Below are 16,050 nucleotides of genomic sequence, written 5' to 3'. Positions count from 1 at the left end.
GGGTCCCCTAAGTCGCGCCGAACGTCGTCCTCAGTAGTCGGCCAGCACCCCGCACACAGGGCCGGTCGGGCCGGCCAACAGCAGCGCGGCACCGCCGGCGAGGTCGGCGAGCGGCACGTCGACGGTCGTGTCGAGCAGGCCGCGGCCGTCGTCCTCGACGGTGAGGTCGGGCACGTCGGGGACGGAGTCACCCTCGGTGCCGTCCTCGCAGGTGCTGCCCGGCGCGACGCGCACGGCCCAGCTGCCCGGCTCGGCGTCGCGCAGCCGCACCTCGAGGCGGGTGCCGTCCTGGACCGCCTGCGCGCGGGCCGAACCCACCGCGGGGCCGGTCGGTCCCGCCTTGGGGTCGACGGTCCGCAGCGTGGCGGTCACCTTCGCCTCACGGGCGAAGTCGCCGGAGCCGTCCGCGCCGAGCACCGGCGGCTCTTCAGACGAGCAGCCGGCCAGCGCGAGCAGGCCGACGACGGACAGCACCGGCAGGGACCGGCGCATCAGGCGGCGTCCCCGCGGCGTACCAATGCATCGGTGAGCATCGAGACGAGCGCCTCGAGCTGCACGTCGGCGCTGTTGGGCAGCTCCTCGTCGGAGCCGTCGAGCGCGCGGGCGGCCAGGCCGGCCTTGCTGTCGATGAGCTCGGCGATCCGGGTGTCGAGGGTCTGCGCGGCGATGATCCGCCACGCGGTGACCGGCTCCTCCTGGCCGATGCGGTGGATGCGGTCGATCGCCTGGGTCTGCTCGGCGTCGGTCCACGAGAGCTCGGCGAGGACGAGGTTCGAGGCGACCTGCAGGTTGAGGCCGACGCCCGCCGCAGTGAGCGAGCAGACGACGATCTCGACGTCGGGGTCCTCGACGAAGGCGTCGATGCTGCGCTGGCGGACCTTGGGCGTCTGGTCGCCGCGGATCGAGGAGTACTTGATCCCCCGGCGCGCGAAGGTCTCCTCCGCGACGTCCATGACGTCGACGTGCTTGGCGAAGAACACGACCTTGCCGACGTTGCGCGCCAGCTGGGCGGCGTAGTCGGCGGCGAGCCCGGCCTTGGCCTGGCCGATGCGGCGCATCATGCCGAAGACGTTCTCGCCCGAGGTGTTGTCGGTGGTGTCCTCGCGCTCCCACGTCGCGACCCGGCGCACGAGCTCGTGGTCGATGCCCTCGACCGTGGCGCCCGAGGTGCGGGTGGCCAGCGCGGTGTCGTAGCGCTCGACGAGGCGGCGCGCGAGCTCGCGCTCGGCGGCGCGGATCGAGCGGCCGGCCTCGTCGTCGAGCTCGACCGGCAGGTCCGCGACCCGGCGGGCCGGGATGTCGGCGGCGACGTCGACCTTGCGGCGGCGCACGATGCCCATGTCGATGACGCAGCGGCGGGCCGCGGGGTAGAACGGCGGGTCCGCCGGGGTGAGCCCGGTGTCCTCGAGGGCGTCCATCAGCCGGCCGAGCGGCCGCTTGTCGTCGATCCAGCCGAGGAACTGCCAGATCGCCCGGAAGTCCTCGATGTCGTTGATGAGCGGGGTGCCGGTCAGCGCCATCATCAGCGGCCGGCCGATCCGCTGGCGGATCCGGTCCGAGAGCTGCAGGACGTGCTGGGAGCGCTGGGAGGTCTTGTTCTTGATGAAGTGCGCCTCGTCGACGACCATCCCGCGGAAGCCGAAGTCGCCCAGCCAACCGACGTGGCGGTCGAGCACCTCGTAGTTGACGACCACGATGTCGGCGAAGCCGTCGACGTTCTCCCCGTCGCCGTGGATGACCGTGACCGGGCGGTTGGGCACCCACAGGCCGGCCTCGCGGGCCCAGTTGGTCTTGACGACGTTCGGGACGACGACGAGCAGCGGGAACGCCTCGGCGGCCTGCGCGGCCAGCAGCGCCTGCGCGGTCTTGCCCAGGCCCGGCTCGTCGGCCAGCAGGAAGGAGCGGTGCCCGCGCGCGGCGGAGGCGACCAGCTGCGCCTGGTGCGGCATCAGCTCGCGGTCACCGGGCAGCTTCACGTCGCCCGCGACGTCGTCGAGGTCGGGCAGCGGCATGCACGACACGGCGCCGCCGCCGGCGTACTCGAAGGAGCGGAAGAGCGGGCCCAGCAGCTCCCACGTCGCCAGGCGGCGAGGGCGGCTGCTGCGGGCCTCGGCGACGCTGAAGTCGGGCGGCAGGAACGGGTTGGCCAACTGGCGGGCGACGACCGACTGCGGGATGCGGCGCTCGGGGACGGGGGCCGCGGCGAGCGCGTCGTCCTCCGGCTCGGGCTCCGGGTCGGGCTCCTTGCCCGCGGCGCGGAGCATCCGCAGCCGCAGCTCCTGCGCGGACTCCGAGACGTGAGCGTCCTCGGCGAGCAGCGAGAGCAGCGAGGTGTCGCGGGCGGTGGTCTTGGCGAGGATCGTGCCGATGCCGTCGAGCCGCTTGAGCTGCTCGGCGCGCTGGGCCTCCGTCGCCTCGGTGTCGGTCTTGACCCGGGTCCGCTCCTCGCGGGCCAGCAGGGCGACGACCTGGAACTTCGTGCGCGCCGACGGGCTGACCGCGCCGCGCTGGGCGCTGGCCTCGACCTCGCGCACCGCGCGGGCCAGGACCGGGATCAGTCCCTCGTTGTCGAGCTCACGCGCACGACGGCGCGGGGCGTTGCGGGGCGCGCCGGTCCGGCGCTGGCCTCCTCGAGCCAAAGCCTTCTCCTCCCGGTGCCGTGCAGCGCACGGCGGGACACCGACACCGCACGCGCTGCCGGCCGCTGCTGCGGGGGCGAGGAGACGGCTGGCGAGGCAGACGTCCGCACGCGGTGTGGATCGGGCGACCACCGGTCGGTGGCCGCGGCTCCGGTCGCGACGACGAGACGCACGTCGCGGTCCGGCCGTTCCACTGTAGCGCGCCGACCCGCCGTCGGCGGGATCGACTGGCGACGTGCCCCAGGTGGGGTACGCCGCCGGCCGCGGGGACGTTGCTGGTCAGTGGTCTCTGGGGACGGCTTCGTCGGTCAGGTCGACTGATTCACCGGTTGACCGGAGGAACAGTCGACTGGACCGAGGGACCTGTCGACTGGACCGAGGAAACTCACGCTGGACCGATGAAGGTTCGTCGGTCCAGCGTGAGTTCCGTCGGTCAAGTCCCACGGCGCGCCCGGTCGTCGTGCCCCGCGACGCTCAGTCCTGCCCGGGGCAGGACCCAGCCGCTCCGCCGACAGGTACGCCGCCGACGGGTACGCCGTCGAGCGCGTCGGCCGCGCGCGACCGGGCCAGGTTCCACTCCCCCAGGTCGTCGTCGGCCCCGGTCCCCGGGCGGCCGAGGAGCGCGCACGCCCGCTCGCGGGGCGTGAGGTCCGCGGTGCCGTCGACCAGCGCGGGGACGGCGTCGTCGGAGAGCCCCTGGAGGTAGGTCCAGTCGACGCGGCCGGTGTCGGCGTACCGCTCCAGGTTGTGCTCGGCCACCCACGCCTCGGGGTCGACGATCGCCAGCCCGAGCAGCGCGACGACCCCGCTGACCAGCGCGAACCGGGCGAACCACGCCGCGCGCAGCGTCACCCCCGCGACCAGCGAGGCGACGACGAGCAGCCCGAGCCACCCCTCGACGACGTCGACGAGCAGCCGCAGCGCCGTGAAGCCGTAGGCCTCCTGGTAGAGGTGCATCCGGTGCAGCGCCGAGCCGACGACGACCAGCGTCTCCAGGCACAGCAGCCCGAGCGCGCCGCGCAGCCAGGCCCGGTCGGCTGCGGTCGCACGGGGGGCCTTGCGGGCAGCCGCCCACACGACGAGCAGCGTGAGCGCGGTGGCGACGGTGAGCTGCCCGAAGCCCTGGTGGACGTACTCCGCGTAGGTCAGCCCGGTCGTCCGCCGCAGGTGGTCGTGCCCGGCGAGCACCACCGTCGCCTGCGCGGCGAGGAAGACCGCGAACACCCCGACCACCACGAGCACCGGCGCCAGCCACTCGAACCGCCGCCCCACCGGTCGCGGGGCGCCGGCGGCGCGGTCGACGCGGGGCGCGTCGAGGGCGAGGTACGCCGCCGCGAGCACCACCCCGCCGACCGCGACGGTCAGGAACACCCGGGCCACCAGCAGGTCGGAGGTCAGGTCCGGGACCGCCGCGTCGACCCACTCGGCGAGCAGGGCGTCCGCGGAGGCGAGCAGCGCGCCGAAGACGACGAGACCCAGCACCGACCACACCACCGTGCGCAGCACCGCCGCGCCCTGGCCCCGGCCGGTCAGCGCGCCGACGGTGCGGCCCAGCCACGGCAGCCCGCGCAGCCCGGCCAGCGGCCACGCCAGCCCGGTCAGCACGATCCCGGCGGCGGTCCGCGGCCGGGTCACCCCGCACAGCGCGGTCGCGACGCCGGCGAGCAGGCACAGCACCACCACCCACTCGGCGTCGCGCACGAGCGTCGTGGCCGCGAGCAGCAGGCACAGCCCCGCGCAGGTCAGCGTCCACGGGTCCCGCCGGTGCGGGGTGGCAGCCACGAGCACGCCGCCCGCGGCGAGGAGCACCACGAACGTCCCGAGCCCCAGCGCCCGCTCCGGCAGCAGCGCGGCCGCGAGCACCCCGGTCAGCACCGCGCCGAGCAGCAGGCCGACCCGCGCCGGCACCCCCCGAGCGGGCCAGAACCCGCCGAACAGGTCGTCCAGCAGCCCGGTCCCGCCCGCCCCCTGGGCCGGCGGTCCCTCAGCCGGCGGTCCCTCGGGCGGTGTCTCGGCCGGTCGAGGCGGTGGTGCAGCCACCGTCTCGAGACCCGAGGACCCGGCCGGCTCGTCGGCCACCCGCTCCGGCGGGGACAGCGGCAGCACGACCCGCACCCGCGCACCCCGCCCGCCCTCGGGCTCGACGAAGCCGATGGTCCCGCCGTGCAGGTCGGTCACCCAGCGCGCGATGGCGAGCCCGAGACCGGTCCCGCCACCGGCGACGCCGCCCGCAGCCAGGGTGCCGAACGGCTCGAAGACGCGCTCCCGGTCGGCCGCGGCCACACCCGGCCCGGCGTCGTGCACCTCGACGACGTACGCCGCCTCCTCCTGCGCCGCCTCCACCCGCACGGTGCTGCCGGCGGGGCTGTGCCGGGAGGCGTTGTCGAGGAGGTTGGCGACCAGCTGGTGGAGGCGCGCGGGGTCGGCGGCGACGACGAGGTCGGGCGGCGAGACGCGGACGGCGTACGTCACCGGGCGGCCGAGCACCTCGGCCTCGGCGACCGCGTCGGCCAGCAGCGCGCCGAGCCGCACCGGCTGCGGGGCGAGCGGGGCGCGGCCGGCGTCGACGCGGGCGAGGTCGAGCAGGTCCTCGACGAGCCGGCTGGTCCGCTCGGCCTGCCCGAGCGCGGCCCGGAGCGCGGCGGGGTCGGCGGGCCCGACGCCGTCGGCGAGGTTCTCCAGCAGCGCCCGCATGCCGGTGAGCGGCGTGCGCAGCTCGTGGCTGACGTTGGCGACCAGCTCGCGGCGCTGCCGGTCGACGGCGGCGAGATCGGCGGCCATCGTGTTGAACGCCCGCGCCAGCTCCCCGACCTCGTCGCGCGACGCCTCCGGCACCCGCACGCCGTGGTCGCCGGTCGCCATCCGCCGCGCGGCCGCGGTCATCTCGCGCAGCGGCGAGGTCATCCCGGTCGCGAGCAGCTGGGTCACGGCGAGCGCGAGGAGCACCGTGACGGGCACCCCCAACCACGGGGGTACGCCGCCGGCGCGGCCGAGCGTGGCGACCGCGGTCGCGACCAGGACGCTCGCGACGACGAGCAGCCCGAGCTTGACCTTGATCGAGCGGACCGCCGCCAGCGGCTGGGGCGTCACGGCGTGCCCGCCCCGGGCCGGCCGGGGCGGTCCGGCACCTCGAGCGCGTAGCCGACGCCGTGCACGGTCCGCACCCGCTCCGCACCCACCTTGGCGCGCAGCCCCTTGACGTGGCTGTCGACGGTGCGGGTGCCGGACGCGCCGGCCCACCCCCACACCTCGGCCATCAGCCGCTCGCGGGTGACCACCGCCCCAGGGGTCGCCGCCAGGCACAGCAGCAGGTCGAACTCGGTGGGTGTCAGCCGCACCTCCTCCTCGCCGCGCCAGACCCGGCGGGCGGGCGGGTCGACCCGCAGGTCGCCGAGCTCCAGCGCCCGCCGGCCCGCCATCTCCCCGGCACGGTCGACCCGCCGCAGCAGCGCCGCGACCCGGGCGACCAGCTCCTTCATCCGGAACGGCTTGGTCAGGTAGTCGTCGGCCCCCACCGCGAGCCCCACCAGCACGTCGGCCTCGTCGGCCCGGGCGGTCAGCATCAGCACGGGCACCGGCCGGTCGGCCTGGATGCGGCGGCACACCTCGTGGCCGTCGTACCCGGGGAGCATCACGTCGAGCACGACCACGTCGGGCCGGTGCTCGGCGTGCGCGGCCACGGCGGCCGGCCCGTCGACGGCCCGCACGACGTCGTACCCCTCGGCCACCAGGCGGTCGGCGACCGCCTGGTTGATGACCGGGTCGTCCTCGACGACAAGGACGCGGCGGCGGGTGCTGGTCATGGACGAGAGCGTAGGAGCGCGGAGCCGCTCGGTCCGGGGACGACGTGTGGAGGTCGTGTGGAGATCGGCCCGATCAGGCGCTGCAACCGCGCAAGTGCGCGGAAGTGTCCGGCCACCAGGACCCGGCAACAGCACGAGACCGCCCACCCCGGAGGGCGGACGGCCTCGTGCTCTCGGCGCCGGTCACGAGGACCGTCGACGTTCAGCCCGCGAGTCGCGACTCGCGGTCGTAGTTCAGCCCCAGGTGGGCGGGCTGGCGGGCCCAGCGGAAGGCGAAGACCATCACCAGCAGGGTCGCGACGAACGGCAGCATCTCGATGAACTGGTGCGGGATGCCGAGGCCGATGACCTGGGCCTTCTGCCCCAGCGCGTCCATGCCGGCGAAGAACGCGGCGCCGGCGACGACGTACAGCGGACGCCACCCGCCGAGGAACGCGAGCGCGATGACCAGCCAGCCGCGGCCGCCGATCATGCCGTCGGTGTAGATGCCGGTGAAGTGGAGCGGGAAGTACGCACCGGCCATCGCGACCAGGCCCGAGCCGACGATCGTCGACCAGGTCCGGGCGAGGTTGACGTTGATGCCGAGGCTGTCGGCCGCCTTCGGGTTCTCACCGACCGAGCGGAAGTCCAGCCCGGCGCCGGTGCGCTGCATGAACCAGTACATCGCGATCGAGAGCACCACGACGAAGAAGAACACGTAGTCCTGGCGGAACAGCGGCTCCCCGATGACCGGCAGGTCGGAGAGGAGCGGCACGTCGTACTTGGTCAGCGTGTCGATCTTCGGCGGCGTCATCGTCACGCCGATGACCTCGCGGTAGAGCAGGCCGGCCGCGCCGGTCGCCGCGAAGAACAGCGCCAGGCCGACGACGAACTGGTCCATGCGCAGCTGCGTGGTCATGACGGTCAGCACCAGGCCGACCAGCGCGCCCACGAGGAAGGCGATGAACAGGCCACCGAGGTTGGACTCGAGCTTGTAGGCCACGACGAACCCGACGGACGCCCCGAGGGCCATCACGCCTTCCTGGGTGACGTTGAAGACGCCGGTGCGACCACTGAGGATCGTGCCCTGCGCGGCGAGGGTGAAGACCACCCACATGGGGACGACCAGGGCAAGGAACTCGCTCATGCGGCACCCCTCAGGCGGTTGCGGACGAGGTCACTGAGCAGGAGGAACAGCAGGATGAGCGCCTCGATGACGAGCACCATCTCGACCGGTACGGCGGCGACCAGCTGCATCGTCCCGGCGCCGAACTCCAGCACCGCGATGCCGAAGGCCACGAACGGCAGGGCGAGCATCGAGCCGCGCGCCATCAGCCCGACGATGATGCCGAGGATCAGGAAGTTCGACTGCATGCCCTCGAGCATCCGGCCGTGGACGCCGGCGACGTCGATGGCGCCGGCGAGACCGGCCGCACCGCCGCCCAGCACCAAGCCGGCACCGGCCAGGCGGGAGGTCCGGACGCCGTTGATGAGCGAGGCCCGGGGGTTGTCGCCGACCGCGCGCATCTCGAAGCCGGTCGGGGTGAAGCGCATGCCGACCGCGATGAAGATCGCGAGCGCGAGCACGAGGAGCACGCCGCTGTGCAGGCCGGGGGCCTCGCCGATGAGCGGCAGGCGCGCGCCCTCGCCGACGGGGGTCGTGGCGGGGTGCCCGGCACCCGCGTCCGGCCACACCTTGGTGGCGACCCAGTCGATGAGCTTGAAGGAGACGAAGTTGAGCAGCACGGTGCTGAGCACCTCGTTGACGCGGAAGCGCACGAGGAGCAGCGCGGCGATCCCGGCCCACACCGCGCCGGCCAGCACGCCGGCGACGAGGGTCGCCGGGAGCAGGACGATCGCGGGCAGGTCGGAGAAGGTGATGCCGATGGCCGCGCCGCCGGTGGCCCCGAGGAGCATCTGGCCCTCGGCGCCGATGTTGAACTTGCCGGTGGCCAGCGGGATCGCGAAGGCGTAGGCGCACAGGACGATCGGGACCCACTTGTGGAGGGTCTCGATGAGGCCGAAGCGGCTGTCGAAGGAGCTCGTCAGCACCGCCTCGAGGGCGTCCACGGCGGGGTAGCCCATCGCCTGGATGAGCGCGCCGCCCACCAGGAAGGCGAGGAGGACCGACACCACGTAGGGAGCGAGGGTCCACACGATGCCCGCGGCCGCACCGGCGCCCCGACCCTTGGCGGCCGGCGGCGGCGCGGACGGCGGGCCGCCCGGGCTGGGTGGGTTCTGCTCGATGGTGCTCATGCGGCTCCTCCGACGGACGCGGTGCCGAGGCCGGTCATCCGGCGTCCGATCTCGTAGGGGTCGACCTGGCTGCTGGCCCACTCCCCCGCCTGCGTGCCCTGGTAGAGCGCGATGACGCGGTCGGCGATCGCGATGACCTCGTCGAGGTCCTCGGAGATCACGACGACGGAGCAGCCGGCGGCCGTGGCCTCGCGGATCTGCTCGTAGACGAAGCGTGTGGAGCCGATGTCCAGGCCGCGGGTGGGGTTGTGCAGGATCAGCAGCCGCGGCCGGTGGGCGAAGGCTCGCGCGAGGATGACGCGCTGGATGTTGCCGCCGGACAGGTCGCCGGCACGGGTGGCCGGCGAGTCGGCGCGGATGGAGAACTTGTCGATGGCCTCGGCCGCGCGCTGCCGCGCGGCCCGCCAGTCGATGAGTCCCCGGCGGCGTACGCGTGCGCTGCGGTGGGAGCCGAGGATGAGGTTCTCGGTGATGCCCGAGGTGGGCAGGATGCCGTCGCGGTGACGGTCCTCGGGCACGTAGGCGACGCCGCCGTCGAGCCACTGGGCGGTGGGCTTGCCCGACAGTGCGGACCCGTGGACCGTGATCGACCCGCGCTCCAGCGGGCGGACCCCGGCGAGGGCCTCGGCGAGCTCGACCTGGCCGTTGCCGGCCACGCCGGCGAAGCCGACGATCTCGCCCTTGCCGACCTCGAGGTCGAAGCCGGAGACCAGCTCGACGCCGTGGTCGTTGCGGACGGTCGCGCCGACGACGGACACGCCGGGCTCGAAGCCCCCGACGTGCTCCTCGCCGACGACGGCGCCCGGGGCCTCGGTCCCGAGCGCCACGGCCTCGGTGAGCGTGGGCGTCTCGTAGCTGCCGTGGCTCTCGCCGACCATGATGGCCGCGAGGTGCTCGGCGTCGGTGTCGGCGCGGTCGAGGGTCTGGACCCGCGCGCCGTCGCGCATCACGGTCATCTTGTCGCAGACCGCGAGCGTCTCGCGGATCTTGTGGGTGATCAGGATGACGCTCATGCCCTCGGCGACCATCGTGCGCAGCGAGGCGAAGAGCGCGTCGACCTCCTGGGGCGTCAGGTTGGTCGTGGGCTCGTCGAGGATGAGCACCTTCGCGCCCCGGTAGAGCGCCTTGATGATCTCCACGCGCTGCCGTACGCCGACCGGGAGCTCCTCGACCACGGCGTCCGGGTCGACGTCCAGGCCGAACCGCTCGCTGATCTCGGCGATCTTGGCGCGGGCCGCGGCCAGGCCGGCGCGGTGCGAGCCGCCCTCCAGAGGCGTGCCGAGCACGACGTTCTCGACCACCGTGTAGGTGTCGACCTGCAGGAACGTCTGGTGCACCATGCCGACGCCGAGCTCGATGGCGTCGCGCGGAGAGGTGATCGTGACCTCGCGGCCGTCGATCCGCACCGTGCCGGAGTCGGCCTTGTAGAGGCCGAACAGCACGTTCATCAAGGTGGTCTTGCCGGCACCGTTGCCGCCGAGCAGCCCGTGGACCTCGCGGGCACCGACCTCGAGGGAGACCGAGTCGAGGGCGCGGACGGGTCCGAACGTCTTCACCACCTCGGTCATCTCGAGGCGGGCCGTCGTCGTCACGTCACTTCACCTCGGACTGGTCGAGCTCGACCTCGGTGGCGCCGCTCTCGACGTCGGCGACGGCCTTCTCCGCGGCCTTCTTGGCGTCCTCGGGGACGTTGTCGCCGATGGACACGTCGGCGCCCTTGCCGAAGCCCATGACGTAGACGCCCGAGGTGGTGCCGCCCTCGATCTCGTCGAGGATCGACTGCAGCGGCGTCGCGAAGTCGTAGAGCACGGTCGCGGCGTAGTGCTCGGGGTCGTTGGCGGACTTGTCGGTGTACTTCACCGTGATCCAGTTCTTGCCGGCCTCGGTGCCCTTCATCGCCTCGAACGCCCCGACGACGCCGAGGTTGAGGGAGGTGACGATGATGTCGTTGCCGCCGCTGAGCAGCTGCGAGGTGAACTGGGTGGCCTTGACGGTGTCGTTGAAGTCGCCCGTCCACACCGGCTTGAGGTCGGCGTCCTTGCCGGAGTCCTCGATGCCCTGCTCGAGCGCATGGACTTCGGCGTAGGAGAACGGCAGCGAGAGGCCGCCGAGGTAGCCGACCTTGCCGGACGAGGAGAGGTTCGCCGCGAGGACGCCGAGCGGGTAGAAGACCGTGTGGAAGTTGCGGTCGATGACCCACAGGTTCTCCGGCTGGTCCTCCGGGACGCCGTCGAACTCGGCGATGAAGTTGACGTCCGGGTTCTCCTTGGCCACCTTCGCGGTCGCGTCGTAGAACTGCGAGCCGTGGGTCCACACGACCGAGTAGCCGCTGGAGACGTATTGGCGCAGCTTGCCCTCGATGTCGGGGACCGCGACGCTCTCGGCGTACGACACCGACGCGCCGTCCTTCTCCGCCGCCTTCAGGGCGTCGAGGCCCAGGGCGTTGAGGTCGGCATCGGTGACCGGGCCGGAGAAGATGCCGGCGACCTTGTCACCGCCACCGTCCCCGCCCTCGTCGGATCCTCCACAGCCTGCGAGTGCCAGGCCCATGGTCAGGGCGGTGGCGACGGCGGCGAGACGGACAGGACGCATCGGCGTGCTCCTCAAGAGTTTCATCGGCAGGGCTTCCGCCCCCGGACGAGCAGGTCAGGTCCTGCTCCGGGCCCTGCGGTGTGCCTCACAACCTAGGTAGGTAGGGACCTCTCTCGATCGGGCCGAACGTGCCAAAGGCTCGTGGCCGATGTTGTGAGGTCCGGAGGTGGCCGGACAAGGTGAAGTCGGTGGGCGACTAGCCGGTAACGAGTGGGCCGGTCGCCTCGTAGAAGACGTAGAGCACGCCGTCCGCGTCGACGGTCACCCCCACCAGCACCGGGGTCGTGGTGTCGCCGTCGGACCACACGCCGGTGCCCCGGCAGCTCAGCACCGTGGCGTCGGTGTCGCCGCTCGGCAGCTCGTGGTCGTCGCGCTCGTCGCGGAGCACCACCAGGTCCGTGACGTCCTCGAGCAGCACGGCCGGCTCCTGCTCGGCGCTGATCCGCACCGCCTCCGTCACCGCCCGCTCGCACGCCTCCTGCGGCCGCAGGTCGGCGAGGTCCTGGTCCCCGGCCAGCCGGTCGCCCAGCCCGCCGAGCACCCCGAGGAAGAAGACCGTCGCGATGCCCCACAACAGGAGCAGGCAGGCCGCGCCCACGCCGACGAGCACCTTCGCGGTCGTGCTGATGCGGGGCGGCGGCGGCGTCGGGGGACCCGGGTACGTCGGGTACGCCGGCTGGCCCGGGTACGGCGGCGGGGAGGACGTCACGCCTGCTGCTTACCCCGCCCGGGAAGCAGACAAGCCCGGTCGCGTGGCGACCGGGCTCGTGCGAGGTGGTGCTGGATGTTGCCGGGTGGTGGAGCTGAGGGGATTCGAACCCCTGACCTTCTCATTGCGAACGAGACGCGCTACCAACTGCGCCACAGCCCCAGTGCGACCCCTGGGCGATGCACCCGGGACGCGAGGGAAGACGTTAGCACCCGGCTCAGCGGGTGCCGAATCAGCCCTGGATCAGGAGCCGACGGCCCGGTGGTCGTCGGCGGAGGCGGCCTGGGACTTCTTCGCGGCGCGCGCGGCCTGGTCGGCCTCGCGGGCGATCGCGGCGTCCGCGTCGGTGCGGCCGGAGGTCCACACGCCGGTCGCGTCGAGGTCGATGGTGCGGACCGTGCGGCGCGGGGCGGCGGGCTTGGTGACGTAGGTCGGGAGGGTGACCGGCACCGGCTCCCACAGCGACGGGTCGACCTCGGCCGGGACCACGCGGGGCTGGTCCTCGACGCGGACGGCCTCGAAGCCCTGGGTGTCGTCGTCGACCTGCTCGGGCGCCTCGGCAGCGGGGACCTCGGCCGGCGCAGCCTCCGCGGCGGGCGCGTCGGCCTCCTGGGCCGGCTGCTCGACGGGCTCGGCCACGACGGGGATGCGGGCGGCCGGTCGACGGGCCGAGCGCTCCTGGCGGACCATGAGCCGGCACGCCACGAGCCAGGCGACGAGCACGGAGACGGGCGCGGCGACCCACCACCAGGTCACGACCGACGTCGCGGCGAGACCGACGACCACGGCGTTGAGCACCAGCACGCCACCGAGCACCCGACGGCGCCGGCGGGCGGCCTGCGCGGCTGCCGCGCGGCGTACGCTCGGCGACCCTGCGGGCACGCGGACCGACGGCTTGGTGACCACGACCGCCTCGTCGGCGGGGCGGCCCGGCGTCACCACCAGGCGGCCACCGCGGGAGCCGGCGGGCTCGCGCCGCGCCAGGACCCGCATGGTGTCGGAGAACCGGTCCACCGACCGGCTGCGCTGCACGTCGTCGTGGTGCTTGAGCGCCTTCGGGATCAGGTAGACGGCCCAGGCCACCGCGAGGGCGACGAAGATGAGTGCGCTCAGGTCCACGGAGCCGAGCGTAGGTGCGCGGACCGCTGCTGGGGCCGATGTCAAGGGGTGTGTCGCAAATGGCTGCTGTGACTGGTGTGGTCCGTGGGTCGCGCCGCCGCCGTCACATGTCCGGGCCGGCCCCCGCGTCGAGGCGGGCCAGCAGCCCGCCGGGGCACTCCTCGGCGGTGATCGCGTAGAGCCGGTGGTCGCGCCAGGCGCCGTCGATGTGGAGGTAGCGGGGGGCGTAGCCGATCTCGCGGATGCCGAGCTTCTCCACGACGCGCAGCGAGTTGGAGTTCTCCGGCCGGATCGCGATCTCGACGCGGTGCAGGCCGACGGAGGTGAAGCAGTGGTCGACGGCCAGGGCGACCGCGCGCGGCATCACCCCGCGGCCGGCGAAGTCGCGGTCGAGCCAGTAGCCGATCGAAGCGAACAGCGCCGACCCGCGCACCACGTTGTTGACGGTGAGCTGGCCGGCGAAGGTGTCGTCGACCTCGACCGCGAAGGGGTAGGTCACCCCCTGGCGGGCCTGGGAGTGCAGCCGCCGGACGAGCGAGCGGTACGACGTCGGGCGGGCGTCGCCGCCGGGCGGGACGGTCGCGTCCCACGGCAGCAGCCACGCGGCGTTGCGGCTGCGGGCCGAGCGCCACGGGCCGGCGTCGGCGTACGACAGCGGCCGCAGCGTCACCCCGCGTGAGGTCAGCCGGACCGGCCAGGCGCGGCTCACGCCGGCTCCCCCGCCGTCCCCTCGCGCGGGTGGTCGCTGCCGACGACCTGCTCGACGGCGTGGACCAGCAGCGGCTCGAGCACGGCCAGGCCGTCCTTGACGCCGCCGCGGGAGCCGGGGAGGTTCACGACCAGGCAGGTACCCACCACGCCGGCCAGCCCGCGCGACAGCGCCGCGGTGGCGACGCCCTTGGCGGTGCCGTGGGCGCGGATCGCCTCGGCGATGCCGGGCACCTCCCGGTCCAGGAGCGGGCGGGTGACGTCGGGCGTGCGGTCGGTCGGGGTGAGGCCGGTGCCGCCGGTGGTCAGCACGACCCGGGCGCCGGCGTCGACGGCGGCGCGGATCGCCTCGCCCACCGGCTCGCCGTCGGGCACGACGGCGGGCGGGCCGACCGCGAAGCCGAGCCCGGTCAGCCAGGTGACGATGAGCGGGCCGGTCGTGTCGTCGTACACCCCGGCCGCCGCGCGGTTGGACGCCACGACGACCGCGGCCGGCAACCCGCCGGCGCCGGCAGCAGCGTCGGTCACGGCCGGGCCCAGTCCCCGGACCTGCCGCCCGTCTTGGTCTCGACCCGCACGTCGGTGATCACGGCGGCCTTGTCGACGGCCTTGACCATGTCGATGACCGTCAGCCCGGCGACGGCGACGGCGGTGAGCGCCTCCATCTCCACGCCGGTGCGGTCGGTGGTGCGGACGGTCGCGGTGATGTCGACCGCATCGTCGGCGACGACCAGGTCGACCACCACGCCGGAGAGCGCCAGCGGGTGGCACAGCGGGATGAGCGTCGAGGTCTGCTTGGCGCCCATGATCCCGGCGAGCCGGGCCACCGCGAGCGTGTCGCCCTTGGGCACACCGGCCCCGCGCAGCAGCGCGACGACGTCGGCGGAGACCAGGACCCGGCCCGACGCGGTGGCGGTGCGGGCGGTGACGTCCTTAACGGAGACGTCGACCATCCGGGCGGCGCCGGCCTCGTCGACGTGGGTCAGCCGGGGGCTGGGCTGGTCGCTCATCAGAACTCCTCGTCGAGCCGGACCACCGACACCGTGTCGCCGGCGGCCAGGGCGGTGACGTCGTCGGGGACGACGATCAGGCAGTCGGACGCGGCGAGGTCGCCGACCAGGTGCGAGCCGGGCCCACCGACCGGCGCGACCTGCACGCCGGCGCCGGTGACGTCGAGCTCGCCGCGCAGGAACTGCCGCTTGCCGGGCGGGGAGGTGACGGCGTGGGTCAGCCGGGCGCGGACCTGGGGACGGGCGTGTGGGAGCAGGCCCATCAGCTTGCGCAGCGCCGGGAGGACGAAGGTCTCGAAGGAGATGTAGGAGGAGACCGGGTTGCCCGGGAGCGTGAAGATCGGCACGCGGTCCTCGCCGACGAAGCCGAAGCCCTGCGGCTTGCCCGGCTGCATCGCGACCGGCCCGAACCACACCCCGTGCGGGCGCAGCGCCTCCTTGACGACGTCGAAGTCGCCCTGGGAGACCCCGCCGGAGGTGACCACGACGTCGGCGCGGACCAGCTGGTCCTCCAGCGCGTCGAGGAACGCGCGCGGCTCGTCGGGGACGATCCCCACGCGGTAGGCGATCGCCCCGGCGCGGCGCGCGGACGCGGCGAGCAGGAAGGAGTTGCCGTCGTAGATCGAGTCGGTGCCCAGCGGCTGGCCGGGCTCCCGCAGCTCCGAGCCGGTCGAGAGGATGACGACCCGCGGCCGGGGCCGGGCGAGCACGGTCGGCCGGCCGACGGAGGCCAGCAGCCCGAGGTGGCGGGGGCCGAGCACGGTGCCGGCCTCGAGCAGCAGGTCGCCGACCGCGACGTCCTCGCCGGCCCGCCGCACGTGCTGCCCGGCGGCCGGGGCGCGCTCGACGCGGACCTGCGCGACGCCGCGGTCGGTCCACTCGTAGGGCACCACGCAGTCCGCGCCGGTCGGCACCGGTGCGCCGGTCATGATCTTGGCGGCGGTGCCGGGCGCGAGCGCCAGCAGGCCGGAGGACTGCCCGGCGCCGATCTCCCCGACGACCGGCAGGTGGACCGGCGACTCCTCGGTCGCGGTGGCCACGTCGGCCAGCCGCACGGCGTACCCGTCCATCGCGGAGTTGTCGAAGCCCGGCAGCTGCAGCGTGGCGACGACGTCCTCGGCGGCCGCGAGCCCGAGGGCGTCCATCAGCGGCTGCGGGGACGGGGCCAGGGGCTCGACCGCGGCCAGCACCTCGGCGAGGTGCTGGTCGACCGTGCGCGGCGCCGGGTCGGCCAC

Annotated in this window: 14 protein-coding genes and 1 tRNA gene; all 15 read right to left on the bottom strand. The window is 74.0% G+C overall.

The annotated features are described in order from the left end of the window. Positions 1–30: 30 nt before the first annotated feature. The 15 genes from QWY29_RS01010 to glp all read right to left on the bottom strand — a co-directional run bounded on the left by QWY29_RS01010 (position 31) and on the right by glp (position 16,050). Complete coding sequence (locus QWY29_RS01010) at positions 31–492, bottom strand: hypothetical protein (RefSeq protein WP_300958774.1); 462 nt, start codon at positions 490–492, stop codon at positions 31–33. Further along, positions 492–2,639: a DEAD/DEAH box helicase gene (locus QWY29_RS01005; protein ID WP_300958773.1), complete on the bottom strand. Its 2,148-nt coding sequence runs from the start codon at positions 2,637–2,639 to the stop codon at positions 492–494. Before QWY29_RS01005 ends, QWY29_RS01010 begins: the two co-directional genes overlap by 1 nt. Positions 2,640–3,113: 474 nt before the next feature. Beyond that, positions 3,114–5,729 (bottom strand): DUF4153 domain-containing protein, encoded by a 2,616-nt coding sequence (locus QWY29_RS01000; RefSeq protein WP_300958771.1) that lies wholly within the window; start codon positions 5,727–5,729, stop codon positions 3,114–3,116. Continuing rightward, entirely contained in the window at positions 5,726–6,442 is a 717-nt protein-coding gene (locus tag QWY29_RS00995; RefSeq protein WP_300958770.1) for a response regulator, read from the bottom strand. The genes QWY29_RS01000 and QWY29_RS00995 overlap by 4 nt, the downstream gene beginning before the upstream one ends. Before the next feature lie 202 nt (positions 6,443–6,644). Next, complete coding sequence (locus tag QWY29_RS00990; RefSeq protein WP_300958769.1) at positions 6,645–7,568, bottom strand: ABC transporter permease; 924 nt, start codon at positions 7,566–7,568, stop codon at positions 6,645–6,647. Then, a complete protein-coding gene (locus QWY29_RS00985) occupies positions 7,565–8,677 on the bottom strand; it encodes an ABC transporter permease (RefSeq protein ID WP_300958767.1) in 1,113 nt (370 codons plus the stop codon). The genes QWY29_RS00990 and QWY29_RS00985 overlap by 4 nt, the downstream gene beginning before the upstream one ends. Next, complete coding sequence (locus QWY29_RS00980) at positions 8,674–10,269, bottom strand: ABC transporter ATP-binding protein (RefSeq protein WP_300958766.1); 1,596 nt, start codon at positions 10,267–10,269, stop codon at positions 8,674–8,676. The genes QWY29_RS00985 and QWY29_RS00980 overlap by 4 nt, the downstream gene beginning before the upstream one ends. A 1-nt stretch (position 10,270) precedes the next feature. Then, positions 10,271–11,269, bottom strand: coding sequence for a BMP family protein (locus QWY29_RS00975; protein WP_300958765.1), 999 nt, complete (start codon positions 11,267–11,269; stop codon positions 10,271–10,273). A gap of 196 nt (positions 11,270–11,465) precedes the next feature. After that, complete coding sequence (locus QWY29_RS00970; protein ID WP_300958764.1) at positions 11,466–11,978, bottom strand: hypothetical protein; 513 nt, start codon at positions 11,976–11,978, stop codon at positions 11,466–11,468. A gap of 86 nt (positions 11,979–12,064) precedes the next feature. Then, positions 12,065–12,140: transfer RNA gene (locus tag QWY29_RS00965), tRNA-Ala, on the bottom strand. A gap of 81 nt (positions 12,141–12,221) precedes the next feature. Next, positions 12,222–13,097: a divisome protein SepX/GlpR gene (sepX, locus tag QWY29_RS00960; protein WP_300958763.1), complete on the bottom strand. Its 876-nt coding sequence runs from the start codon at positions 13,095–13,097 to the stop codon at positions 12,222–12,224. Positions 13,098–13,200: 103 nt separating this feature from the next. Continuing rightward, the gene (locus QWY29_RS00955) at positions 13,201–13,806 is read right to left on the bottom strand and encodes a GNAT family N-acetyltransferase (protein WP_300958762.1); all 606 of its coding nucleotides are present in this window, start codon (positions 13,804–13,806) and stop codon (positions 13,201–13,203) included. Continuing rightward, positions 13,803–14,333: a MogA/MoaB family molybdenum cofactor biosynthesis protein gene (locus tag QWY29_RS00950; protein ID WP_300958761.1), complete on the bottom strand. Its 531-nt coding sequence runs from the start codon at positions 14,331–14,333 to the stop codon at positions 13,803–13,805. The genes QWY29_RS00955 and QWY29_RS00950 overlap by 4 nt, the downstream gene beginning before the upstream one ends. Continuing rightward, positions 14,330–14,815 (bottom strand): cyclic pyranopterin monophosphate synthase MoaC, encoded by a 486-nt coding sequence (gene moaC, locus QWY29_RS00945; RefSeq protein WP_300958759.1) that lies wholly within the window; start codon positions 14,813–14,815, stop codon positions 14,330–14,332. Before moaC ends, QWY29_RS00950 begins: the two co-directional genes overlap by 4 nt. Further along, a complete protein-coding gene (gene glp / locus QWY29_RS00940; protein ID WP_300958758.1) occupies positions 14,815–16,050 on the bottom strand; it encodes a molybdotransferase-like divisome protein Glp in 1,236 nt (411 codons plus the stop codon). The genes moaC and glp overlap by 1 nt, the downstream gene beginning before the upstream one ends.

This window comes from Nocardioides abyssi (assembly GCF_030412915.1).
Lineage (GTDB): Bacteria > Actinomycetota > Actinomycetes > Propionibacteriales > Nocardioidaceae > Nocardioides > Nocardioides abyssi.
This window is presented reverse-complemented; position numbering and strand designations above follow the sequence as displayed.